The following is a 22773-nucleotide window of genomic DNA, read 5'->3' on the forward strand; positions in this document are numbered from 1 at the left end:
GTCGCGCAGCCGCATCACGTCTCATTCTATGCGGGCTGCTCCCCGTATTCGGGGTGAGCCTCGTGGAGAAGCCCTTCAGCCTCCAGGAGAAACGCGTCAAGCTGCTCCTCGCTCAACTGTGCATCTTCCATCAGTCGGAACAGTAGCTGGGCTTGGATTTCGGCCATTTCGCCTATATCGAGGTTCTCTACGGTTTCTTCGGTGCCCGCGATATCCATGCCGAGCATGGCGAAGATGAGAGCTTCCGATTCTTTCGCTGGTAGTTCGTGTCCTTCGGAGAGATTCGCTCGCGCGTCGGCGACAAAACGCAGCACATCGCCTGAGTCGAGACTTTGGCCGAACCGACGTTGCACCGCGACGAAGAATGCGTACCCGATGATGGCGACAGGTGTGCCTTTGCCCTGTGCCTCAAACTGTCGGATGAAAGAGTCGTATGCTTCCCAATCTTGAATCAGGATGGTACGGAGAAATTTGGTTTCCTCATCCATTATTGTCGTCCTTCCGGGTTGACTTTCGGTTCTTCGCTCGCTTCCGTATCCCGGAAGCGAGTTCGGATCCCTTCGCGCCGAGTACAGCGAGGGTCAAGGCGGCCAGGAGGGCCTCGCCTGCTGTTCCGCTTGGCTGATGGGTCGGCTCGAAGGCGAAGTCCGGAGGCCTGCTGACCGTGCTACCTCCGGGTGGGTTCGCTGCATCGTGGAACCAGTCCACAGCCTTCTTGATGTGTTGAAGTCCGTCGTCAGCGGCTCTGACCTGCCCGATTCGGCCAAGGGCCTTGATCGCCTTGGGTCGTTTGCTGTACTGCGGCACCGAGAGGGTTTCCCCGGTCGGCATTCCTCCGGTGCCGGAGCTGCGGTCCGGAACCGAGCCGGGGGCGATGTGGTTCATGTAGCTTGCGATCTCGGTGGCTGCTTCGGCGATGAGCCGGGCTACCTTACCGGATTTCGCGACTGCCTCGCTGGCCTCACTCAGCATCGCGGCGGCGTGCATGCTGTCGGCGCCCGTCGTTGCGGTCTTGTAGTGCTTGAGTCCTTCGGCGGCTGTCTGCTGAGCGTTGCTCGCCTCGACCGCAGCACCGTCCAAGTCATTGAGGATCTGGACCAGTTGCCCGATGACATCACCGACGCTGGTCAACCGAGGGCCTTCATATACTCTTCGGCGCTGTCGGTGCTGTTTCCGACCCTGCGCTGAACCAGCTCGCCTTCAGCGTCAGCCTCGCGTAGCAGGCTAAGGGCAGCTGTGACGTGATCGTGCCGGCTGTCCTGAAGGACTGCGATGGCTGCCGTGTGACAGCTCCGGACAGACTCCCGTACGGAGCCCATGGCTGTCGCCGCTGACCCCAATGTCTCGGTCCCCTCACGCAAGCGGCCCTTGACCTCGTCGACACTCACTGCCGCTACCCGAGGATACCGGCGTACCGGTGGGTTGCATCCGCTGCGGCTCGGACGAGGCCGGCGGCGGACTCCAGCTGACCCTTGGTCTGTTCGCAGCGGGTGATAGCTTCGCCAATCAACGGATGCCCGGTGCCTGCTGCGACCGTGCGAAGCTGCGCAAGCATGTTGTCCAACGTGCTCATCACAGCCGCGATCTGCTGCTGTGTCGTGTTGCCGTGCTCGGCGGCCTGGATAAGGCCGGCCTTTACCTCCTGGATGCTGGCCACCAGCGCCTCCCCAAGCTCTGAATGGCGTGGACGGCTCCAGATCTTGCGTGAGTCAAGCCCGTCCACGTCCGGTACGTCCGACCATAGTCGACCAGTTGTGCTAGAGCGACCCTGAGTGACGGATACTCGTCATCTGGGCTGGGTCTCTGGCGGCCCGTCGAGCGTTCCGACAGAGAGTGCCGCTCCGACAGCGCGACGCGTGCGCAGCTGAGCTGCTCTCGGCTCTGTTGGTGACCGCCGCAGGCAGTCAGCCAGCAGCTCGGGCTGGTACAGGTTGAGGTCGCCGTACGGACCCATCGCAGCCAGTCTGGTGCGAGGACACCGAATGCGACGAGTGGCAAGCCGTTGCTGCCGGCGAACTCCAGCCGGTGATCGGGGATGGTCATCCAGTCCATCAGCCCGGCGTCGGGCTGCAGGTGGAGTGCCCCTGCGGTCGAAGGCCTGCACCCGGCGGGCTGTCGGGCGTTCGCTGTCGGTGCACAGGTCCGTTCAGAGGTGGTACGGCTCCAAGTGCACACCGCGCTGAGCTTGCTTTGCGTCCGGCGACTTGCTTCTGACCTAGCGGCGACCCAAGTCGTGACGTTGTGTAACGGGTCCTGCAGGGCAGGCTGTTCCCCTGGCGTCCGGATCTGCCGAGAGTAGTGCGCCGAAGCATTCGCGCTGATGCCGATTGCAGCGCATGTGATCATGAGGGAAGGCGAGTGACCGGCGACTGCGTCAGCACGTGGTGCGGAACTGCCCGGCGTGTTCCTGTGCCCACAGTGAGAAGGTTCGAGCGGGACGCCCGATGACGTCCTCGACGGTGGGGAGAACGAGGCCGCTGGCATCGGGGGGGTTGGTAGCCAGCTGGATCCCGAACTCCACGTAGTCGTCGTCGTATCCGTAACCTTTCAGCCGGGCACGTTCGCCTTCTTCGGTGAGTTGCACGAAAGTAATGTCCTGACCGGTCGCTTCGGCGAGGATGCGGGTGCGTGCCTGCGGGGTGAGCGCTTCCGGGCCGGTGAGCGGGTAGGTGCGGCTGCCGTGCCCGTCCTCGGTGAGCGCACTGGCGGCGACGCCGGCAATGTCGGCCTCGTGCACCATCGCACTGGGGTCGGTGGCGAGCATCGAGACGGTGCGCTTCGTACGGATCTCCTCGGCCCATTCGAGGGCATTGCCCATGAACTCCACGGGTTGCAGGATGGTCCAGCCGATGGTGCTGGACATCAGGGCACTTTCGACGCTGGTCGGAGACCAGCCGCCGAGCACTGTGGCTCGCCGGATACCACGGCGCTCAGCAAGGCCGATGATCTCCGAGCCGTTGGCCAAGTCCTGGCCCTCGTCGCCGCCGAAGGTGATCAGGTGCACCCCATCGACTCCTTCGAAGGCGGGTCCCAGTGTGGAGGTGTCGGTCAGGTCGCCCGCAACCACCTGGACGCCGGCCGGGAACTCCGCAGCCGCGGGGTTGCGGGTCAGTGCCCGGACATCGTGCCTTGCCTCATGGAGTTGAGCGACAAGGTAGCGACCGACCTGGCCGGTCGCCCCGGTGACGAGAATGCGCATCTGTTGTTCCTATCGTTTTGGGTCCGCTTGGCTCGCAGTCCTATCCTCGCCGGTCTTGTGGCCGATATGTGGCCACAAGTGTCGTTAAGCTCGCGTCATGGCGACCAGCACCCGAGTTCTCGAACTCCTCGGACTGCTTCAGAACCGGCGCCACTGGCCCGGAGATGAACTCGCGCGTCGCCTGGGCGTCAGCCAGCGCACGCTCCGCCGTGACGTCGACGGCCTGCAGGAGCTCGGATACCCGATCACCACGACGAGAGGCACCGGTGGCGGCTACCAGCTCAGCGCCGGCGCCGCCCTCCCGCCGCTGGTGCTCAGCGAAGACGAGGCCGCCGCCATCGTCATGGGGCTCAAGGAGATCGCCTCCGGCGCCCACCCGACGCCCGGGGACGCCGCCCTCAGCGCCATGGCCAAGATCGTCCAGGTGCTTCCCGTGCGTATCCGACACCGCATCGACAGCCTCCGAGCCGTCACCATCCCGGTAGACGGCACCGGGCAGCGTGCCATCATCACCGATGTTGCGTCGTTGACGACCGTTGCACTCGCCTGCCGAGACGCTGAAACGCTGGAGTTCACCTACCGCAAACGAACCGGCCAGGTCGCCAGCAGGACGATCCACCCGCATCGGATCGTCAGCGTCGACAACCGCCTCTACCTCATCGCCTGGGATCTGGACCGAGGTGACTGGCGTACCTTCCGAGTCGACCGTATCGACAACCCACGACCTACCGGCAAGACGTTCGCCCCACGCCGGCTCCCTGCGGACGATCCCGTCGAGCACGTGCGTGCACAGATCAGGTCGATGCCCGCCAGGTATCAGGTACACGCCACCGTCCAGGCACCCGCCGAGCGGGTGCAGGACGAGATCGCACACTACGGGACCGCTGAGCCCATCGACGACACGTCCTGCCAGGTGTACATCGCCGCCGATTCCCTCGGCTGGGCCACCTTCTGCATCGGTGTGCTCGAAGCTCCCGTCGTCGTTCACGGACCACCGGAAGCCATCGAGTACATGCGCAACTGGGCGCGACGCCTCACCGCCGGCACCTCTCCCGGTCAGCGACCAGCGCCAGGCTGCCTGGCCGGTGACAGGTAGACGGTGAAGACCGGCCGTCCAGCCACTCGGTAAGTCGCTGCGCTTCAGCCACCAACGTCTTGTGAGCGGTCGGGGAGACATCGTCGTCGAGCAGGCGTAGCTGCACCACGCCGTCGGGGTCCTGCACCCATGCACCGACTACGCGTCCGTCGACCCAGGCGGTGGTCCCGGCGTCACCGGCGTTGTCGAACAGCTGGCGTACGTGCGTGCTGCGGCGGGCTTGCGAATGCCCTGGGTGGTGGTGTGGGGGACGAAACAGTCAGGCCGTTCTTGCGACCGCTTCGAGCAGGTCGTTCTACTCAGCGAGCCCCTTGGCGCCTGCTCCACCGGGTCGCTGGGCGGTCAGACAGCTCGTACGGGAAACAGTCGTGCAGCAAGCGGAGCTCGAGCGTTACGTGGGCGAGGTGGAGACGTTGTGCGTCGCAATGCCACCGTGGAACTTTGACGACCGGCGTCCGATCGAAAGAACTGACCGGCATCGTCGAGCGGTTGCCTACGCGCAACGTCCTGTCATGCCGCGTAGCGCTCGTCACCGACGGCGATGTCGGCGCCGGTTGCCGGCGTCCGGACGTGCCGATGCGAGCGTGCGCCTGATCGAGGGTTCTGGCCTGTCGAACATCAGTGCACTTGATCATGCTGGGGGGTGGCGCGGGGGGTTCCTGCCATCTCGCCTGCCGACCACGTTTCGTCGGTCTCCCTGCGGTGGGCGTGGGCGTCGTCTGTCCCTGGCTGACCGGAAGGCGGGAAACGTCGCCGGTGGGGGCGCAGTCGTGTCCGGCCAGCGGGCGGACATCGCCTCGGCGAGCCGGGTGAACCAGTCCGCCATCGTCAGCAGGATCTCGGCCCGTTCGGCGAGCCTGGTGAACACCCCGATCTGTTGCACGAGCTGCGCTCGACGGCGCCAACGTGTGCGCGACGGCTGCCCGGTGGCGGCCAGCAGCGGCAGTCGCTGTACCCGGACGGCGAGGGCCGCCGCGGCACCGACCGCGAGCGCCCGGTCAAGGCGTCCGAGGATCTCACCAGGCATGGCCTGGTCCAGTTCCCTGCGGTAGGCACGATCGGCCTCGGTCACCACGCTGTCGGGCAACGTCGCCCAGTGGGCGCTGTAAGTGGGGAACGGGAAGTGCAGGAACGACGCGTCGAAGCCGAAGTGTCCGAAGATCGCGCCTTCGAAGTCTACGATCCGTACGCCGTGCGGCGTCACCAGCGCGTTGCCAGGATTGAGGTCGGTGTGCGTCAGCGCCGCGAACGGGCCGGGTTCGGCGATCCGCTCCCGGACGAACGCGGCGTCACCAGCCGCGATGCGTGCGTCCGGCAGGCCCAGCTCGGCGCAGGCCACCTCGACGTCCTGCCACCTCTCCACACCGGGCCAGGGCAGTCCGGGGCCGGCATCCGCCTGCGGCGCGCCGAGACCAGCCAGTGCCTGCCGATACCCCGCACCCGCGTCGCGAGTACCGGCGTGCAGCCGCCCGACGGCCACGCCGAACTCCACCACCGCTCGCGTGGCGGCGTCGGCATCTGCGCCGAGGAGGACACTCTCCAACGTCGGCCAGCCTCCCAGATCGGTCGTGATAACGACCCCTGCGGCCTGGTCGGCAGCTATCGGCCGCGCGGTGACCCCGGTGGGTGCGGCCATCCGTAACGCGGCCTCCTCCCGTCGCAGGTGGGCAGGGCCGCCGTGACCGGCCCCGTTCACGCGGCGCGTCTTGACCACCACGGTCCGGCCGACGCCGGGCAGGTCGCGGTCGAACGTCAACCGCGTGACCGGAGCCCAGTCGTGCCCGAGCGGCACCTCCGCCACCAGCGACGCGAACCCACCATGCAGCGGCCGCAATATCGCGAGGACCGTGTCCCGCCGGTGCGCCGTCAAGGGGTAATGCACGAATCACTCTCTCCCGGAGACCGGTACCGTCCCGATCCGCGTACCCTGCAACGACCGACACGGTCATCCGAATCTGCGGATGGTGTGGGCGCGCGGGGGCACCCTCAGTCGAACCAGTTGAACAGTAGGTCACCGAGCCGCTCCGGCTGGTGGTAGGCGACGTCGCGGCGTTCCTCGTCGGTGAGTAGGCGTAGGTGTCGGTCGTTGAGCGGCTGATCCAGCTCTGCCCCGGCGGCGACCCGCAGCCCCGCGTAGCGGTAGACGTCCGCGGCGGGGACGTCTACGAACACCTCGTCGATCCTGTCGGAATCATGCCGCTGAGCTCCAGCGACCAGGTTGGCTGCTGCGTTGAAGAGGATGCTCAGCGACACGCCGTCACGGAGTCGAACACCGACCCGGTAGTAGTTCCGGCCGACCGTCGGCTCCTCGACCGAGGTGATGACCACGCCGCCGAGTTTCCTAGTGGCGTCGTGCACCAGGGCCAGCCAGGCTGCGCTCGCCAATCGGTCCGGGCCCGGTTTGGTCACGCCCGCTTGCAGCACATCAATGGTCGCCACCCCGGGATCATCCGGCATCGCAGTCCTGACAACGAACCCCGGGGGCGGACGACTCCACCTGGCTCAAAGCCGATCCCCGCATCCGGTCCGGTTTCACTCTCATGCCGCATCCGGTGCGCGCGATTGACCTCGGCTGTTGCGGAGCGTAGTCGGCGTGACGATACGCAGTGTTCTGGGCCGTGGGCTTCACGGGGAGCGTGGTGCTTCGCCACCAGGTTGGCGGCAGAGATTAGATCTCTGTGGCTTGCTCCGCGACGTAGGTGCCCTTGCCCTGGTGGCCTTCGACCAGGCCACGGTCGCGCAGCAGCCGCAGGGCGGCTTGGGCTGTGGAGACGCTGACCTTGTACGTGTCGGAGAGCTTGGCGTAGGTCGGCAGCTTGTCGCCTGGCGACAGCTCGCCGGACCGGATCTGTTTGGTGATGTCATCGACGACACGCAGGTAGTCGGCAGGTCGACTGGGCATTTCAAGGTACTCCTCGCTCGGCACCTCGATTTGACCATGGAACTTGGCTATCTACAAGACCGATGTTGACTTAGGAAACGGGCGCTCGCCTCCTGCTGTTGCGGCGTTCCAGCTGTTATCTCATGTGCCCGTCCTGCAGATACTGCACATTCCCGCTCTTCAGCGCGTCAAGCGCCACGGCAACCCGCCGCCAAACATACGGCCGGAGCCGCTGCTGCGCCTGTTCCGCCGTACAGAACTCGAACGCAGACAGTTCGGTATCCGAGATCTTGAGCCCGGCCAACTGCTCGTCGGCCAGCTCGCCACCGTCGAAGATGAACGAGAGCAGGTCGTCCCAAGGTCCGTGTGGTGACACCCAATCGACCACCAGGAGCCCGGCTACGTCCAGGTCCAGGCCGAGTTCTTCGCGCAGCTCCCGGCGGACGGCCTCATGCGGCGGCTCGTTGGCCTCCGCCATACCGCCGGGCAGGTCCCAGTCCGGCTTGTACTGCGGATCAACGAGGAGAATGCGTTCCTTGCAGTCACGGATGAGTACGTCAGCGCTGACGCGCTTGCGCGGCTGCTTGGCGTTGCCCTCTGCCAAGTACGCCTGCCACGCCGCCGGGTCACGCTTATACAGCGGAGCGTCCGCGTTCACCGTCTCTCCCCGAGTGCCGTTCCATCGCTACGTCCGTCCTGTGCCAGCCACTGGTAGAGCCACACCCGATGCCTAAGCGCTTCATCGAGGCAACTCAGGAACTCGGCCACCACGCGGGTACCCCGGTGTGGTTCCAGCGATCGCTTCAGATCAAGAAGCTGCTGGACCACGAGATAGGAACCGAGCTGCTGGGTCGCGTCCAGCACCTCTTGAGCGACGGCGCAAGCTTCATCGGGCCGGCCCTGGGCAATCAGCACGGTCGCGAGGATGAGTTGTCCGAATGCCCGGCTTCGCGTGCGGTCTCCTGGTCGCAGTTCGATGACACGCTCGGCCTGCCGTTCCGCCTGGCCGAGGTCGCCAAGCTGGCGCAGGCACCGCGCGGCCTCGTTCGCAAGCGAGCCTTCATCGAAATGACTGATCCACGGTGACCGTTTTTCGGCCGGCTCTGCTTCAAGCACTCGCTCCGCCTCGATGAGGAGCTGCGTGCATTTGGCGGGTCGTCGTAGCGCGGCGTAGCCACGGGCCTGCATCGCAAGGAGACGAGCTTCGAGTTCGGGCAACCGAGGACCATGAGTCAGCGCCTCACTGCCTCGCCGTGCGTACTGAATAGCGGCGGCCGGCTTGCCCTGATAGTGTGCAAGGTGGCTCATGCTGGCGAGGATGTGCATGCCGAGTTGGCGGTCGTTGCCGAGTTTGCCCAGATCGAGAGAGCGCGCGAAGTGCTGTTCGGCGGCCTGGTCTCGCCCGGCATCGTGAGCCATCCACCCGGCCATCTCGGTCAAGGCGGCTGCGGCTGTGAACGCCAACCGCCCGTCACTGCTGTGATCGACTCCGAACATGCATGGCGCGACCTCGGCTTGCAGGTACTGCAGGACCGTCGCGTAAAGGTGGCAGCCACCGACCTGGCGGTCCGCAGCCCGGAACGACTGCATCGCCGAGACATAGCCGTTGCTGTCACCCAGAGGCAGTCCGAACGACGGCGCTTGAAGCAGGAAAGGCGACGGCGTGGCTTGTTGCGGTACAGCCGCCCTCGTTGCATCGGCCGTACGAGCGTCGTCGTTTGATGGCGACTCGGCGGGGAGCCTGAACCACAGTAGATGCTCGGGAATCTGCAGTGTGCGTGCCCAATGCGTCAGACTGTCGAGGTGTCGAACGGCCGCGCCGCTCTCGATGCGGCTGATTTGGGCCTGCGTCAGGCCGAGCCACCCTGCGACGACGCTCTGTGGAACTCCATCTTTTCCGTACACGGCGATGTGCTGCGGGTGCTTACGATACGCCCGCGAGACGCGGCCGATGTGCTGCGCTGCGAATGCATCCCGGAACTGATCGGTGTCCCAGAAATCGCCCGGTAACTCCGGCGGTCGAGTGACGAACTCGCGCGCCTTGGTCTGACACGGTGCGCACTGACCGACCCTGTTGTCTCGGGCAAGCCGCGTCCCGCAACGGCAGTATCGCACCGGGCGGTTCGCGTCCATGATCGTCCAGGTCCTCGAAGTGACATCCCGAGCACCAATTCTAGTGCTTGATAACCCTACGCGGAGCACCGCATACGCGGCATGTATGACGCGTATACGTACTCGGTCATGCCGAGTGCGGCCACACCGCGCCACTATCAACTGCCCGGGCACGTCTCAACTACGGAGAGCGATCGATCCATGACCACGCCAGGTCCAGACCAGGGCGGAACCGGCCCCTACTGGCCTGCTTCTCGCCGGAGCCACAGCTGTGCAGTACCGCGCCCCGCCTGTGCCCAGCGGCCCTGTGGGCGTACCGCCGATTGAGGCTGCGCCCGCAGGGCGGGCGGCCCGACCTCCGTGCCCTCGTTCGGGGTCGGGCCGCCCTTCCACCCGTTCCCTGTCCTGACCTGATCTCCATGCCCGACCCGTGAACATCGGAAGGCGGTCCTACCGTGCGCAGACTCCTCGACTTCTTCGGCGCGACGATGCCGGCCGCTGATCGGTAGCCGTGCTGGACAGTCGGTCCCCGGCGGAGCCCCGCCCCGGCGACGAATTGATCATCGACGGTCGGGCGAGTGTCCAGTTCAAGGCTGGCAGGGGCTTCGTGTTCCGGGTGGCGACTGTGGACCTGAGGCCGACGTATCAGGGCTGGGTTTGGCTCACCGGCTACCTGCTGGCACCCGACGGCGAAGCCCGTGAACGGCGCGAGATCTTCGTCCAGCGGGCCGGTCTCCGCTGGGCACCTGACCGGCGACACCGCCGACCTGGCGGCGACCACCCGACCTGAACTGCGGCCCCGCAGCTCCTACCCCTGCCTGACGACGTTGCCCGATTCCCGTGAATCCGGAAAGGCGGTACCAACCGTGCGCAGATTCCTTGACTTCTTCCGTCGGCCGGTGCGTAGCCGGCGGGCCCGGCGGTTGCTCGCCGAGATCACCCAACACACCCGCAACGCGGCAGCGGCATCGGCGGCGGTCGGGCCGCGTCCGCTGGTGCGGCGTAGCCCGAACGCGGTCGGTCACTACTACGGGCGGCCGGTGCGGCCGTCGATCAGCCCTGGCCTGGTCCGGGACCGCCGGTTCGCCGACCGCGTCCGGCGCGGTTGCGACCCCATCGAGGTACGGGCGTTTCTGCACCTGGTCGCCGACGAGCTGACCGCCCTGCGTGGCGAGCTGGCAGCCACTCAGGACGAGAACGTTCGGATCAAGCAGGCGTTGCGGGACTGGCAGTCGCAGCAGTTCCAGGCGGGAGTTGCGGCATGACCGGGGTCGACCGGGTGCCGGCCGGTTCGCTCTACATCGCCGGAGTCGGGTCCGAGCGGCGGCGGGCGCAGCTGGTCTTCACCGTCGGCAACCTCGACACCGGGCAGGTGGCGTCGATCAGCCTCGTCCCGGGCTCGTTCACGCCGTTGCCGACCCCGGGCGGCACCTGGTGGCTGCCGTACGCGCCGATCGTCACCGACCTGGCGACCCGCGCGGGGGTGGCCCCGGCGACGTTGCGCGACCCGGACTTCCCCGACGAGCCGGGCCGGCAGCCGTCGTCCGGGCTGATGCTGCCGATCCAGTGGCAGCCTGGCATCCCGGAGGCGGAGCGCCGCAAGTGGGAGGCGGCGGCGCTCGCCGACCGGCGGGCCACGCCGTGGCTGGTCCTGCTCGGCCGCAGCACCGAACCACCACCACCGGGGGATCCGGGTCGGCTGCTCGGCCGGTTGTGCGCGCTCGCCGATCAGCTGCACGTCGACCTGGTCCTCGAAGTCCGACCCAGCTCCATCGGGCGCGGGCTGAGCTGGGACGTACGGTTCGAGTTCGCCGGCGGCAACGTCCCCGACTACCAGCACCGCTGGATCGCCGACCTGCCGACGGCGCTCGCCACCATCCCCGCCGACCGGGCCGTGACCGGCCTGACGGTCGCCAACCCGGGACTGCCCGCCCACTACCTGACCGAGGATGCGCTCACCCCGGCTGCGGTGCCGGTCGGGCTAGACGGTCACCCCGGCGGCCATGACCTGGGCCAACTCGAACGCCGGATGCTCAGCGACGCCGAGCAGCACGGCGGGGCGCAGGCCATCTGGCGGAACCGGCACTGGTGGCACGCCAGCCTGCGATCGGCCGAAACCGCCGGCAAGTTCGTACGCGGCTGGGAGCCGCCGACGCCGAAATACTGGGGCGAGCCGATCCCCACCCACCGGTGCACGCGGTGCGCCGACATAGAGGATCCGCCGTACTGCCTGGACTGTTACGGCACCCGGCAGGTGCGGCGCGGCGCGGTGCTGACCGTCACCGACCTGCGCGGCCGGACCGTGCATCGCAACTGGCGACCCGACGACGACGCACAACCCACCCTCGCCCACACCGACCCGCTCAGCCGAGTCTCAGTGTGGCAGCTCGGCGAGCACTACCAGGTCGGCCCGCTCGCGGCGGATTTCGGCGTGGCGCCGACCGACCTGACCGACATCGACGGCGAACACGTCATCGAACAGCACCTGCGCCTGGGCGTCAGCCAGGTCGCCGACGGCGGCGGGGACCCGGTTGACGCGTACCTCGGCGAAGTCGCCGCCACCAACGACGGCGGCCGACTCCTGGTCCGCGCCAACCACTGGCCCGGCCCCACCCTCGACGAACTTGCCCGCCTGGTACGCGGTTTCGGCCTCGCCCTGGACGTCACCGTCACCGACCACCACCGCAACATCGGCCAACCCGAACTGTCCCAGGGCAACACCTGGTCGGTACGCGTCGTCGACCCGGCCACCCCGCTGGCCGTCGACCCGCTGCCGACCAGCGCCTGCCTGCCCGAAGCCGTCGCCTGCTGCCATCGCTACCTGCACGGCGCACTACGCGCCACCATCCCCGCCAACCCCGAACAGCCGATGCCCGTCCCACAACAGCCCGCGACGACCGGTCCCGATCCCGACGTAGCTGGCCTCATCGCCGAGGTACGCCGCCAAGCCGCCACCCACCCCGGCCAGCCCGTCACCATCCGCCTCCACCCCGACGGCACCCACACCGTGCTGTCGAGCTAGGACCGGAGTGCGCCGGCCTCGTCCACGATGGTCTGGCGTAGCAGGGCGCTGTTGGGGGTGCCGAGGAACACGTACGACGTCGCGTCGAAGATGAGCGTTGTCCCCCCGGCCATGCCGACTCCTACCCCGTCACGGTTGGCCAGGTCCTGCACCTGCTGTCGGACGATCGTCCCCGGCAGCGAGGCCATTGCGGCGAACAGGGCGCTTCGCTGGTTTGACGTGAGATATCTACCGCCAACCAGCAACTCGGCGGCTCGCTGAAAGACGAGTGCGTCAGCGGCGCCGCCACCGGGGGAGGCGGAGGCTGTCGCCGGCGATCCTCCCGTCGACGACACGTCGGCGCGGAGCCAGTCGAGCACCGACGCTGGGCTGTCCGGCATCCCCGCGTCGTAACCCGGTTGCGGCGTACACGGTCGGTCCACCATCGGATCGGCGGATGGGCCGGACCGACCCACAGGACATGCCGGCAGGACGAGGTCGTGGGGCGCGGCCTGGTCCTGCTGGTACGCCCGGTCCCGGATCAATCCGTCCTGGGTGCCGTCGGCCGACAGCCAGGTCTGCCGCAACACCGGCGGCCCAGTGCTGGTGGTGAAGCCACCGTCCGGCTGCTCCATCTGGTTGACCGGGCTCCCCACCGTCTCGGTGAACACGAACTGCCCAGCTTGCGGGACGGCAGGCTCCGCGTCTTGGGCCACCAACGCGGCGGTACGCAGGATGTCGGCGGCCTCGGCAGTATCCGCAGGTGGCGCTGAACCACCGGCCGGCCACCCGCCTCCTACGGCCGCGCCCACAGCGACGACGAGGACTGCAACCAAGGCCGCGCCGGCCATGCCGAGGCTCCACCGCCCGCCGAGCCAGGCCGTGCCACCAGACGGCCCTGCAGTTTCCGGGCTGGGTCCGTCGAGACTGCGGCTGCGCCAGGCCGTCGGCGCATCCCCGGCGTCCGGGGCCAAAGCTGCGCCGAGCTCCCTGAGTCGATCCATTTCACTCACGCCCCACTCCACTTCTGCCACCATCGCGCCTCGATGCGATTGCCGGCGGAGGCGCTCCGGGCCGGGTCGCACGCCAACGCCTCCCGCATCCTGCGGCGGGCCCGGTTGAGTCGTGATCGGACCGTGCCGACCGGGATGTCCAGGGCTCGGGCGACCTCTTCGTAGCTCAGGTCGCCCCAGGCAACCAGCAGAAGCACGTCCCGTTCCTTGCGGCCGAGCCGGGCGAGCGCCGTGACCAGCGGTCGACGCCACGCCTGGGCGGACGCCGAGGCTGCCACCCGGTCCGCGAACGCCTCCTCGCCGCTGTCCGGCTTCACCCGCAGGTACGCCCGGTAGCGGGCGTTCTCGGTGCGATGATGGCGGGCCAGCTCACGATGCACGATCGTGAGCAGCCACGGGTACGCGTTCGGGTAGTCCGGGTCGTAGGTGTGCCGGGCCCGGAACGCCGCCACGAATGCGTCCGCGACGACGTCCTCGGCGATCTCCCGACCCACCCGCCGGTACGCGTAGCCGTACAACATCCCGACATGCTTCGCGTACACCTGCGCGAAGCGATCGGGATCGTCGAGCGACGCGACGATGATCGCCGCGTCATCGCTCGGCTCTGCCGAGACGCCTCTCACCCGGAGCCCATCGACGGCGCACGGTTCACGATCTGCCTGCCCTCTTCTGGCTACTTCCCTCTGCAATCTCTATGCACGAGCGCGAGATCGGGTTCGTTCCGGCCCGGACTGTCCCAGGGCCACACCTGGTCGGTCCGCGTCGCCGACCCGCTGCCGACCAGCGCCTGCTAGCCCGAGGCCGTCGCGTTCTGCCACCGTTACCTCTGGAGCGCACTACGCGCCACCATCCCTGCTAACCCCGAACAATCGATGCCCGTCCCACAACAGCCCGCGAGGACCGGTCCCGGTCCTGACGCAGCTGGCCTCATCACCGAAGTACGCCGCCAAGCCGCCACCCACCCCGGCCAGCCCGTCACCATCCGCCTCCACCCCGAATGCACCCACACCACCACCACGTCCCGACCGAGGAAGGCCTCACCCTGATCTGAGCCGCTCGGCCTTGATAGGCAAGCGGCCCGGTTGGTGAAGATGGTGGAAGCCCTGACCGTCTGCAGTCCGCACCGGCTCTGTTCGCATTTCCAACAATAGTCGGTCCAAACGCTGACACGCTCTCACGGGGTACAACCGCTGTTGAGCTCTACTTCAGTACTAAGGCACATCGGACACAGCACGGGTGACCAACCACAAAGAATGAACGGGAAACAACTAGATCGATCGATCTTCAAATGCTATGCTTGCCCAACGAGTACCTACCCCTGTCGGCAGCTGTCGCAGACTGTAGGGCACCATACAAGTGGGCTGACCTCGCGGTTTGATTGCGTTGCCGTGACTTCCTCATCCGGGAAGTCGGTCTTCGGAGGAGCGTATGCGACCACCCCCGTCCATGCTCGACCTACCAAACCTTCTGGATCGTATCGCCATCGTCGCCATCGTAGCTGTCGCGGCTGTGCTACCGTGGCAGACCGTGGCCTACGCATCGGATCCTCCCCAGCGGCCGGCTGTCGATGATGAAGTTCGCGTGGTGCGCCTAGAGTCGGGAGATATCGACAAACACATCAAGACCTCTGATGAGATAGCTGACAACAGCAAGGCCCTTCAGCGTGTGAACGAATATTACAGTTCAGCGCTCCGGGCCGGTCGTCTTGTCGATGAGGCGGCGGTCAGATACGTCTCGCTTCCCGATGTGGAAGATCCACGGGTGACGGTCGACATGGTTTTTCCTGCTTCGAAGAAGCCCGCCTCGGTCTCGTATGTGGCGCAGGCGGGAGGCATCAGCGCTATCGGTACAGAGTGGGCCCCAAGCCTTGATAGACAAGTGTCTCTGGCTCCAAACTTTGGAGCTGGCTCGGGATTTGACGGCGCGATGTCAACGACAAACATGACGCTCGACGATGCATGGACATCGGATCAGTGGTTCACTGCCCAGGTAAATCGCGGCTCGGACCACTACTTGGCAACCAGCTATGAGGCATGGAGGCCGGCAAGCGGAACAGGTCACTGGGTCTACAACCGTTGGGGACTATTCACCCGCGCCTACGACTATAGTAGCTCGTGGGAGTCTGTCGACTACTCCATCATGGACTACACTGTTGCAGCAAGGCCTTGGAGTGGTACGACGGGCGTAGGTGCACTTTACCAATTCGAGCCTCCCGGGCCTGTCACGACCTGTCCGGATAATCCTGCTACCTTCACACTGGGTGCGTCATTTGGTGGCATCAATGTTGGTGCGACAATTCCCCTACGTCAGTGCACCACTATCCTTCAGTTGTCCAATGTTTCTGCGAAAACTATAAAAACTGATTTGTTTCCAGACGGTCAGGGGCAGCAGACCACCGATCAGCAGCGGCGGTTGGACGCGGCGGGGCGATACGCACGTAACGGGTCGGCATGGCCCACTTGGGCCGACTACAACTACGTTGAAGTGAAAACCTGTTGGTGGGTCCTTGGATCCGGAACCCTCTGCTATAACCCGGCAGCATATGTAAAGAAAGACAGCGGGTGGTAGGGCCTAGTGAATCGACGTAGGAGTATCTCCCGTGGGCGCCAGTTCGATTGGCGCCCACGGGGGCTTGTCGCTGGGGCGGTCGCTTTCGTCCTTGTCGCATTCGTGGGTCTCGCGCAGCTAGGCAGTCAGCGTGAGCAAGAGAGCAACTCCGGGGATGCGGATGTGCTCGAGAGCTGCCAAAATTCACCGACCCGAGAAGCGTGTTCGGAGATCGTAATAGATGGTCGACCTTGGAGATATAGCATATCGCGGGTGATGCCGCCCACCGACAAGACCGTTATCTTGGACGTCGGTGGCCCGGGACAGTCGGTTCTTACAAGCCCTTACGGCATCTCGTCTGCCAGAGGAAGTCTCCCGGTGCTCGCCGGCTACAATTTGATTGTATTTGAAGAGCCATGGGTGCTGACCGCCGTGACTCCACAGTGCGAGGCTGCACTTTCGGCGTTCTATCTGGCGGTTAGGGGGGGTGAGGAAACTGCAAAACCTCGTGCCCGTGAAATGTCGACTGATTGCGAAGTTGGTGCAGGAGTCGACGCTTCTGATTGGGGTTTCCGCCCAGACCGGTACGAACGGCTTGTAAGGTCGGTCGGCGAGAAGGAACGCCTCTCCTTTGTGGGCTTCGTTGGCCATTCATGGGGTGTCGCTCGGCTAGCATATTTAGAAAACTATCGATTTGATTGGTCGGTGCTAATTCGACCATTTCCGCTCGGTGTGAGAGTTGATCGCCTCGTCAGCGCGCGTGCCGCAATGCTCGGCTCTTATAGCCTACCGCCGACGCTGATCGGCGGGGACGTGGCGCTGCAGTCCCGGAGCCTGCCAGTCTCTCGGTTCGACGCGCTTTCGAGTTGGGTTGCGCTAGGTTACGTCGACGACGATGAGGTCCCTGATGTTCAGGCGAAACTGGATTCTCGGGCCTCGACAGATATGGAGCTGATTGGCCAAATGTCCGACAGCTACTGGGGGCGGTATCGTGTGGCCTCGATGTCTCCAGCGTTTTTGGCCCAGGTGCAAGAAATGTGTAGCCTAGTTGGTGGGAGTAGCGAGCCTCTAGCTGGTGTAGCGGACAGTCGGGATATCATTCGTGCTCAGTTCTTGCCGTGCGATGGTGGAGATCCTGGCACTGTTGTCCTTCCCGAGATGAATCAGGTATGCGTCGTTACTTCATCGCAAGACACGGTAGTACCTGAAACGCTGATCAGGCCGGGCTTGTTCGAGAACTCTGCAAGACAGGTCGCGTGGGTGGAGAGCAAGGTGCGATCGCACCGCTCGTTTGATGGCGGCGACCGGTGTCTTCAGAAGGTGATCGGTGTGAATGGAGTGTCGACGGATGGCTGATTGCGAAAGTGCTGGTCTTGCGATTCGGCAAGGCAGGCGTCGCAGGTACTTTGTCGCTTCACTCGTCCTCGGGGTGCTTGGCGCAGGGATCCTGGCGTACGGGGTGGTGGAGCTTGACCTAGGCGGGGGAAGAGGTGTAACTGCGGAACCATCCATACCCAGGGAGGTTGGCTCGCCTGGGCTCCTGACGACCCCAGTCGGATGGTCACCGCCTGGCCCAGCAAGCGTCCTATTTAGTGATGGTTCCGGCAGACTAGCAGTCATCGGGCTTGGGGTAGATGAGTACAGAGTCCTGCACGGATATCCAGCAGATCCCGGAAGGACTGCGGTCCTGTCGCCCGACGGGTCACAGATCGCCCTGTCGGTAGACGAAGGCGTCGAGATCGTCGATCTTGTGGCTGGCGACGGTAGAACCATCGAAGCGGAATCGTTGGACAGCGATGTCCTGCTGCCCGAAGCCTGGCTTCCGGATGGTTCTCTTATCCTGATGGCAAAGTCATATGCGGAAGACCCCATGACTGAGGGGATTGTCCATCGGCTAGGCGTGTTGAACGCTGAGAATGGGCTCTTTGAGGAGTTTGCCTCGGCTACATATGTGATTTCTTCGCCAGGGTTCGCCGTCGCCGTTAGCCCGGACGGCACGCAGGTGGCTTATCAGTATGAAAGTCGGGTTACAATCTACAACCGGCTTGCGGAAGCCAAGACGGTGTTCGACTTGCCCCCGCAGTCAGTGCTTGCTGGGAAGGGGGCCTGGTCTCCTGGTGGTTCACGGATTGTGATTGCAAGTATTAATCCGCAGCGTGATCGAGAGTGGTCACTTACGTTCCTGGATCCGGTAACCGGACTTGAGGCTGCTGACAGTGAGTCATTGTCGCTTCGTGGCGCGGCGTTGATCAGGCTGATCGGATGGAATAGTCAAACCCAGAAGCCGATTGTTGTAGCCTACGACGCGCCCCATGCGCCCACCTGGGATCTTGTCCGCGAAATCTCGACTACGGTGACCCCTGAGCAAATATCGCGCGTGTCGATCTATGAGCTCAACTATCAAGGGGTGGGTCCGACGGCCATCATGCAAATGTTGGGCGATGTTGACGGGGTGGATGTTGCTTCGGTGGCAATAGACTCGGGAAATTTCAGAGCTGGTGGTCCGCCGCATCAGGTGACACCAATAGGTTCTGCTCTACTCGGTCTCCTTGTGCTGATTGTGAGCATCATTGGGATAGTCTGGGCTCGGTGGGGGACCGCGTAGATCCGCAGGTATGTAGAGTGCCAGGGTCGACTCGTTCGTCCGTTTCGAACGTCAGTCGTTGAGGTCGAGCTGGTAGAGCACCTGGTCGAAGTGGCGGGCCGCCAGGTGGTCGCGGCGTACCGTCCAGAACGTGATCGTCGGCGTCTTGCCCCAGTTCAGGTGGTCCTTCAGCTCCGCCAAGGCAACCCATTCGGCGTCCGGGGCGACCTGCGGTCCGGGGCGCGGCGGCAGCGGTAGGTCGTCCGGGCAGCGTGCGGCGGCGGCTTCGACATCGTCGTCGAAGTCGAGTTCACAGCCGGGTGGATAGAGTCCGTCCAGCGGATGCTCCTGAACCACTGTGGAATGACCGCCGATGGCCAGCACCCCGGCGGACGCCGGCGACGGGTGGCCGATCTCGCAGCCGCGGTACTTGTCGAACAGGTCGCGGGCCTTGCCGGTGAGCTGCAGATACTCCGGCGAGTTGTGCCCCGGCATCGTCCAGGCGATCTCGTAGCGCAGCGGCACCCGTTCGGCGCGAAACGGCGGGTGGTCGGGCCCCGGCGTCCGCGCGGCCGTCGGCGTACCCGGCGGGACGTAAACGATCCGGCCGTACGTGTCCGAGACGTCCCGGCCGTGGGCGTCGGTGCCCCACGCCAACTCGCCCGCGTTGGCGAAGAAGAGCAGCGTGCCGTCGGCGGGGAACGGGATGTCGAGCACGCCGGACGGCAGAGCGGCGCCGTCGACAGCGGCGATGAAGTGCGGAAACCCAGACCATTCGACGTCGGCGGGCAGCATCGGGTCGCCCCCGAGGTAGCCGGCGATCGGCCCGGTCGTCGCCGCCGGGCCGGCACCGTGCCGTGGCTGGCCATCGCGGTGCAGCACGATGCGCGGCCGGGCGAACCCCAGCAGCCAGTCGGCGACCTGCGGAGGGATGTCGAGTTCCTGTGCGTTACGGCGCAACTGGGCCAGATGATCCACGGGTCACATTGTGTTAGCCGGCCCGCTGACCGGGTACGCGGCCGGCATGCGGCGAATCTGGAGTGGGCTGCTGGCCGGTGCCGCCGGCACCAGCGCCCTCAACATAGTCACCTACCTCGACATGGCCGGGCGGGCCAGGCCGGCGAGCAGTACGCCGGAGCGCAGCGTCGGTCGGCTCGCCGAGACGCTGCACGTCGACCTCGGTGACGAGCAGACGGCCAGCAACCGCCGGGCCGGACTCGGGCCGCTGCTCGGCTACGCCACCGGGCTCGGCGCTGGCGCGCTGTACGCCATGGTCGGCCCCCGGCGGGCACCGATCTGGGCGGCGACCGGGCTGCTGGCCGCGCTGGCGATGGCCGGCTCCGATGCGCCGCTGACCCTGCTCAAGGTGACCGATCCGCGGCAGTGGAGCGCCACCGACTGGGTGTCGGACATCGTGCCGCATCTGGCGTACGGGCTGGTCGCCGCCGCCGCACTGCACCGGCTGCAGCACCGCGACTGACCGCGCGACTGACGACGGACGCCGCGCTGGCGCACGGCGTACCACCGGATTCTCAGAGCCAGTCGTGCTCGCGGGCGTAGCGGGCCGCGTCGTGCCGGGTCCGGGTCTGGGTTTTCTGCATCGTGTTGGACAGATAGTTGCGGACGGTGCCTTCGGCGAGGTGGAGTCGGGCGGCGATGTCGGCCACCGAGTAGCCGTCGCCGGTGGCGCGTAGTACGTCGATCTCCCGGTCGGTGAGCGGGCAGTCGTCGATGACGGCGAGCGCGGAGACGTCCGGGTCGATCCACCGCTTGCCGGCGTGCAGGGTGCCGATGACCGTGGCGATGTGTGCGGGCTCGGCCGACTTGCTGACGAAGCCCTGGACACCGAGTTTGAGCGCCCGGCGCAGCACGCCCGGTCGGGCGTGCCGGGTCAGCATCAGGATGACCTGCTCGGGCCGGATCTGGCGGATCTCGGCGACGGCACCGAGCCCGTCGACGCCGGGCATCTCCAGGTCGATGACGAGGACGTCGGGTCGGTGCTGCAGCGTCGCTTGGACGGCCGACGCGCCGTCTGCTGCCTCGGCGAGCACGGTGATGTCGCCTTCGAGCGGGAGCAGGGCGACCATCGCCTTGCGCAGCAGGGCTTCATCGTCGGCGAGCACCACTGTGGTCTTCGGAGTGTCGGCTTGCGTCATGGAGTCTCCACGCGGGTCTCGGTGCCGGCACCAGGGCCCGGGTACGGGAAGGTGGCGGCCGTCAGGAAGCGTCCGTCGGTCTGCTCCACGGTGAGTTCACCACCGTTGCCGGCCACCCGTTCCCGCAGGGTGGCCAGCCCGCGAAGCTCGGGCAGCGGAGTCAGCGGTGCGCCGTCGTTGACGACGGTGATGCCCGAGCGGGACACGGTGATCTCCACCTGGCTGGCCTGGGCGTGTCGCAGGATGTTGGTCGTCGTTTCGCGCAGGACCTGGCCGAGGAGTTCACCAGCGCGGGGGTCGACCTCGGCTTCGCGGCGGATCCGGACCCGGATGCCGGCGGCCTCGAAGAGGTTCTTCGCGTTCTCCAGCTCGGCGGACAGGTTGAGCCGGCGCTGCGCGTAGGCCAGCTCCTTGGTCTGGTTGATGGTGTCGCTGACCAGGGCGTAGATCTCGCGCAGCTCGTTGTCCACCCGGTCGGCGTCGGTGCGGACCAGCTTGCGGGCCAACGCGATCTTCAACTTCACCACGTGCAGGGTGTGGCCCTGGATGTCGTGCAGGTCGCTGGCGAACCGGACCCGTTCCCGGATGACGGCCAGTTCCGCCTCACGCCTGCGGGACTCCTGCAACTCGTCGACGACGTCGTAGAACCGCTTGTTCGGAAACATCAGGCCGGTGATCACCGCGACGGCGCCGGCGGGAAGGACGACGTACTGCAGGAGGAGATCGGAGACGCCCTCGGACGACACCAGCAGCCGCGTCGCGCCCACTGCGGCGACGTAGCCGACGAGACCGACGGCTGCCGCTGCCCGGTACCGCTTCAGGTTGGGAACGACGAGGGAGCCGACGAGGGCAAGACCGTAGGACGCCCGGGCGCTGTCGATCATCAGTACGCCGAGGGGCCAGACGGCCGCGGTGATGATCAGGCAGACCGGAGCGAACCGGGGCAGGTCGCGCGCCGTCCACCGCTCGAAGGCCACCAGCGCCGCGATCACGCCCGAGGCCAGGATGACGGCATCCCACCAGGTACGGGAGTCGGCCACCACCACGGCAGCCCCGCCGACCGCGAGCGGCGGGACCAGCATGATGAGGTTGAGCTTGCGCAGCCGTCGCCGCGTGGGCTCAGTGTGCTCGGGCATCTCCTGAGTATTCGTCCGGTTTCGGGCTGGCCACCAGTGACACTACGTCACGGTTTCACCGGCTGGAATGTCATGGCGAAGTGGTGACGTGGTCGCACTGACCGGTTGGCGCGCTGCGCGCTGGAATTGACGGCATGTCCACTACCCCAGTCATCGAGGTCGAACGCCTCAACGTTTCCTACGGCGACTTCCACGCCGTCAAGGACCTTTCCTTCCACGTACGCGGCGGGGAGCTCTACGCGCTGCTCGGCACGAACGGTGCCGGGAAGACCTCCGCCCTGGAGACCATCGAAGGCCACCGTACGGCGACCTCAGGTGTCGTGCGGGTCTTCGGGCAGAGCCCCCGTGACCGCGCCGCCGTGCGGCCCCGGATGGGCATCATGCTGCAGGAGTCCGGATTCTCGCCGGATCTCACCGTGCAGGAATCGGTCCGGCTGATCGGGAAGCTCAGTCAGCGGGTCGACCATGTCGACCGGGTGCTCGACCTGGTCGACCTCACCGGCAAGGCCGGCACGCTGGTCGCCCAGCTCTCCGGCGGCGAGAAACGGCGGCTGGATTTCGCCACCGCCGTGTACGGGGCACCGGAGCTGATCTTCCTGGACGAGCCGACCACCGGGCTGGACATCCAGTCCCGCGACGATCTGTGGCAGGTCATCGACAAGCTGCGCGAGGACGGTTCGACCGTCGTGCTGACCACGCACTACCTGGAAGAGGCGCAGCAGCGCGCCGACCGGATCGGTCTGATGCACCGGGGCACTCTGCGCCGGGAGGGAACCGTCGCCGAGCTGACCCGGTCCCTGCCGGCGGTGATCAGCTTCTCACTGCCGGATCAGGCAACGGCCCAGGCACCGGCGCTGCCGCTGCCGGCCGAGCACGGCGACGGCGGCGTGCTGCGCATCGAGACCCTCGACCTGCAGCGCGACCTGCACACCCTGCTGCGCTGGGCGCAGGAGCACGCCGTGGAGCTGCGTGGCCTCGAAGCCGGGCCGACCCGGCTCGACGACGTGTTCCGCGCCATCGGCAACGAATAGACCCTCCGACCAGACAC

At 66.2% G+C, this 22773-nt stretch carries 23 protein-coding genes; 9 read left to right on the forward strand and 14 right to left on the reverse strand.

All coding sequences use genetic code 11. From position 1 onward, the window contains the following. Window positions 1-26: 26 nt before the first annotated feature. The 4 genes from ACFHVL_RS14120 to ACFHVL_RS14135 all read right to left on the reverse strand — a co-directional run bounded on the left by ACFHVL_RS14120 (window position 27) and on the right by ACFHVL_RS14135 (window position 3199). Complete coding sequence (locus tag ACFHVL_RS14120) at window positions 27-488, reverse strand: hypothetical protein (RefSeq protein ID WP_416628209.1); 462 nt, start codon at window positions 486-488, stop codon at window positions 27-29. Then, window positions 481-1131, reverse strand: a complete 651-nt coding sequence (locus ACFHVL_RS14125) for a hypothetical protein (RefSeq protein ID WP_416628210.1) — start codon at window positions 1129-1131, stop codon at window positions 481-483. Before ACFHVL_RS14125 ends, ACFHVL_RS14120 begins: the two co-directional genes overlap by 8 nt. Before the next feature lie 262 nt (window positions 1132-1393). Beyond that, on the reverse strand, window positions 1394-1657 hold the full coding sequence (locus ACFHVL_RS14130) for a hypothetical protein (protein ID WP_326550349.1): 264 nt from the start codon (window positions 1655-1657) through the stop codon (window positions 1394-1396). Window positions 1658-2374: 717 nt separating this feature from the next. Further along, window positions 2375-3199, reverse strand: coding sequence for an SDR family oxidoreductase (locus ACFHVL_RS14135; protein ID WP_416628211.1), 825 nt, complete (start codon window positions 3197-3199; stop codon window positions 2375-2377). A gap of 97 nt (window positions 3200-3296) precedes the next feature. Between ACFHVL_RS14135 and ACFHVL_RS14140 the strand changes: the two genes are divergently transcribed. Continuing rightward, window positions 3297-4295 (forward strand): helix-turn-helix transcriptional regulator, encoded by a 999-nt coding sequence (locus ACFHVL_RS14140; RefSeq protein WP_416628213.1) that lies wholly within the window; start codon window positions 3297-3299, stop codon window positions 4293-4295. A 631-nt stretch (window positions 4296-4926) separates the two neighbouring features. On the opposite strand, the gene ACFHVL_RS14145 is transcribed toward ACFHVL_RS14140, so the two are convergent. The 5 genes from ACFHVL_RS14145 to ACFHVL_RS14165 all read right to left on the reverse strand — a co-directional run bounded on the left by ACFHVL_RS14145 (window position 4927) and on the right by ACFHVL_RS14165 (window position 9309). Further along, window positions 4927-6177: a hypothetical protein gene (locus ACFHVL_RS14145; protein WP_416628214.1), complete on the reverse strand. Its 1251-nt coding sequence runs from the start codon at window positions 6175-6177 to the stop codon at window positions 4927-4929. Between the two features lie 104 nt (window positions 6178-6281). Continuing rightward, window positions 6282-6734, reverse strand: coding sequence for a hypothetical protein (locus ACFHVL_RS14150; protein ID WP_416628215.1), 453 nt, complete (start codon window positions 6732-6734; stop codon window positions 6282-6284). 229 nt (window positions 6735-6963) lie between these two features. Beyond that, window positions 6964-7197: a winged helix-turn-helix domain-containing protein gene (locus ACFHVL_RS14155; RefSeq protein WP_416628216.1), complete on the reverse strand. Its 234-nt coding sequence runs from the start codon at window positions 7195-7197 to the stop codon at window positions 6964-6966. 115 nt (window positions 7198-7312) lie between these two features. After that, entirely contained in the window at window positions 7313-7834 is a 522-nt protein-coding gene (locus ACFHVL_RS14160; protein WP_416628217.1) for an NUDIX domain-containing protein, read from the reverse strand. Continuing rightward, entirely contained in the window at window positions 7831-9309 is a 1479-nt protein-coding gene (locus ACFHVL_RS14165) for a DNA-binding protein (protein WP_416628218.1), read from the reverse strand. Before ACFHVL_RS14165 ends, ACFHVL_RS14160 begins: the two co-directional genes overlap by 4 nt. A gap of 490 nt (window positions 9310-9799) precedes the next feature. Between ACFHVL_RS14165 and ACFHVL_RS14170 the strand changes: the two genes are divergently transcribed. The 3 genes from ACFHVL_RS14170 to ACFHVL_RS14180 all read left to right on the forward strand — a co-directional run bounded on the left by ACFHVL_RS14170 (window position 9800) and on the right by ACFHVL_RS14180 (window position 12310). Further along, entirely contained in the window at window positions 9800-10078 is a 279-nt protein-coding gene (locus tag ACFHVL_RS14170) for a hypothetical protein (RefSeq protein ID WP_416628219.1), read from the forward strand. Between the two features lie 76 nt (window positions 10079-10154). Further along, the gene (locus ACFHVL_RS14175; protein WP_416628220.1) at window positions 10155-10553 is read left to right on the forward strand and encodes a DivIVA domain-containing protein; all 399 of its coding nucleotides are present in this window, start codon (window positions 10155-10157) and stop codon (window positions 10551-10553) included. Beyond that, window positions 10550-12310, forward strand: a complete 1761-nt coding sequence (locus tag ACFHVL_RS14180; protein ID WP_416628221.1) for a hypothetical protein — start codon at window positions 10550-10552, stop codon at window positions 12308-12310. Before ACFHVL_RS14175 ends, ACFHVL_RS14180 begins: the two co-directional genes overlap by 4 nt. Here the strand turns inward: ACFHVL_RS14180 and ACFHVL_RS14185 are convergent. Together ACFHVL_RS14185 and ACFHVL_RS14190 are read right to left on the reverse strand one after the other, a co-directional pair. After that, the gene (locus ACFHVL_RS14185) at window positions 12307-13293 is read right to left on the reverse strand and encodes a CU044_5270 family protein (RefSeq protein WP_416628288.1); all 987 of its coding nucleotides are present in this window, start codon (window positions 13291-13293) and stop codon (window positions 12307-12309) included. The genes ACFHVL_RS14180 and ACFHVL_RS14185 overlap by 4 nt on opposite strands. 5 nt (window positions 13294-13298) lie before the next feature. After that, complete coding sequence (locus ACFHVL_RS14190) at window positions 13299-13925, reverse strand: RNA polymerase sigma factor (RefSeq protein WP_416628222.1); 627 nt, start codon at window positions 13923-13925, stop codon at window positions 13299-13301. Between the two features lie 904 nt (window positions 13926-14829). On the opposite strand from ACFHVL_RS14190, the gene ACFHVL_RS14195 reads away from it, so the two are divergent. From ACFHVL_RS14195 to ACFHVL_RS14205, 3 genes are all read left to right on the forward strand, one after another. Further along, on the forward strand, window positions 14830-15870 hold the full coding sequence (locus ACFHVL_RS14195; RefSeq protein WP_416628224.1) for a hypothetical protein: 1041 nt from the start codon (window positions 14830-14832) through the stop codon (window positions 15868-15870). Between the two features lie 357 nt (window positions 15871-16227). After that, on the forward strand, window positions 16228-17205 hold the full coding sequence (locus tag ACFHVL_RS14200) for a hypothetical protein (RefSeq protein ID WP_416628225.1): 978 nt from the start codon (window positions 16228-16230) through the stop codon (window positions 17203-17205). A gap of 394 nt (window positions 17206-17599) precedes the next feature. After that, entirely contained in the window at window positions 17600-18454 is an 855-nt protein-coding gene (locus tag ACFHVL_RS14205; protein ID WP_416628226.1) for a hypothetical protein, read from the forward strand. 51 nt (window positions 18455-18505) lie between these two features. Here ACFHVL_RS14205 and ACFHVL_RS14210 read toward each other — a convergent pair whose 3' ends face one another. Further along, on the reverse strand, window positions 18506-19411 hold the full coding sequence (locus ACFHVL_RS14210) for a DUF1963 domain-containing protein (RefSeq protein WP_416628228.1): 906 nt from the start codon (window positions 19409-19411) through the stop codon (window positions 18506-18508). A gap of 46 nt (window positions 19412-19457) precedes the next feature. On the opposite strand from ACFHVL_RS14210, the gene ACFHVL_RS14215 reads away from it, so the two are divergent. Beyond that, window positions 19458-19913, forward strand: coding sequence for a hypothetical protein (locus ACFHVL_RS14215; protein ID WP_416628230.1), 456 nt, complete (start codon window positions 19458-19460; stop codon window positions 19911-19913). A gap of 52 nt (window positions 19914-19965) precedes the next feature. Here ACFHVL_RS14215 and ACFHVL_RS14220 read toward each other — a convergent pair whose 3' ends face one another. Both ACFHVL_RS14220 and ACFHVL_RS14225 read right to left on the reverse strand, forming a co-directional pair. After that, window positions 19966-20589 (reverse strand): response regulator transcription factor, encoded by a 624-nt coding sequence (locus ACFHVL_RS14220; RefSeq protein WP_416628231.1) that lies wholly within the window; start codon window positions 20587-20589, stop codon window positions 19966-19968. Beyond that, a complete protein-coding gene (locus ACFHVL_RS14225; RefSeq protein ID WP_416628232.1) occupies window positions 20586-21725 on the reverse strand; it encodes a sensor histidine kinase in 1140 nt (379 codons plus the stop codon). The genes ACFHVL_RS14220 and ACFHVL_RS14225 overlap by 4 nt, the downstream gene beginning before the upstream one ends. Before the next feature lie 134 nt (window positions 21726-21859). On the opposite strand from ACFHVL_RS14225, the gene ACFHVL_RS14230 reads away from it, so the two are divergent. Then, a complete protein-coding gene (locus tag ACFHVL_RS14230) occupies window positions 21860-22756 on the forward strand; it encodes an ABC transporter ATP-binding protein (protein WP_416628233.1) in 897 nt (298 codons plus the stop codon). Window positions 22757-22773: the final 17 nt, after the last annotated feature.

The organism is Micromonospora sp. LOL_023 (assembly GCF_048060115.1).
In the GTDB taxonomy this organism is placed as follows: Bacteria; Actinomycetota; Actinomycetes; order Mycobacteriales; family Micromonosporaceae; genus Micromonospora_E.

What these genes read in the sequence shown, in the direction of transcription:
- ACFHVL_RS14120 (WP_416628209.1), bottom strand. Translation starts at nt 488, where the DNA reads ATGGATGAGGAAACCAAATTTCTCCGTACCATCCTGATTCAAGATTGG.
- ACFHVL_RS14135 (WP_416628211.1), bottom strand. Translation starts at nt 3,199, where the DNA reads ATGCGCATTCTCGTCACCGGGGCGACCGGCCAGGTCGGTCGCTACCTT.
- ACFHVL_RS14140 (WP_416628213.1), top strand. Translation starts at nt 3,297, where the DNA reads ATGGCGACCAGCACCCGAGTTCTCGAACTCCTCGGACTGCTTCAGAAC.
- ACFHVL_RS14155 (WP_416628216.1), bottom strand. Translation starts at nt 7,197, where the DNA reads ATGCCCAGTCGACCTGCCGACTACCTGCGTGTCGTCGATGACATCACC.
- ACFHVL_RS14165 (WP_416628218.1), bottom strand. Translation starts at nt 9,309, where the DNA reads ATGGACGCGAACCGCCCGGTGCGATACTGCCGTTGCGGGACGCGGCTT.
- ACFHVL_RS14180 (WP_416628221.1), top strand. Translation starts at nt 10,550, where the DNA reads ATGACCGGGGTCGACCGGGTGCCGGCCGGTTCGCTCTACATCGCCGGA.
- ACFHVL_RS14185 (WP_416628288.1), bottom strand. Translation starts at nt 13,293, where the DNA reads ATGGATCGACTCAGGGAGCTCGGCGCAGCTTTGGCCCCGGACGCCGGG.
- ACFHVL_RS14215 (WP_416628230.1), top strand. Translation starts at nt 19,458, where the DNA reads ATGCGGCGAATCTGGAGTGGGCTGCTGGCCGGTGCCGCCGGCACCAGC.
- ACFHVL_RS14220 (WP_416628231.1), bottom strand. Translation starts at nt 20,589, where the DNA reads ATGACGCAAGCCGACACTCCGAAGACCACAGTGGTGCTCGCCGACGAT.
- ACFHVL_RS14225 (WP_416628232.1), bottom strand. Translation starts at nt 21,725, where the DNA reads ATGCCCGAGCACACTGAGCCCACGCGGCGACGGCTGCGCAAGCTCAAC.
- ACFHVL_RS14230 (WP_416628233.1), top strand. Translation starts at nt 21,860, where the DNA reads ATGTCCACTACCCCAGTCATCGAGGTCGAACGCCTCAACGTTTCCTAC.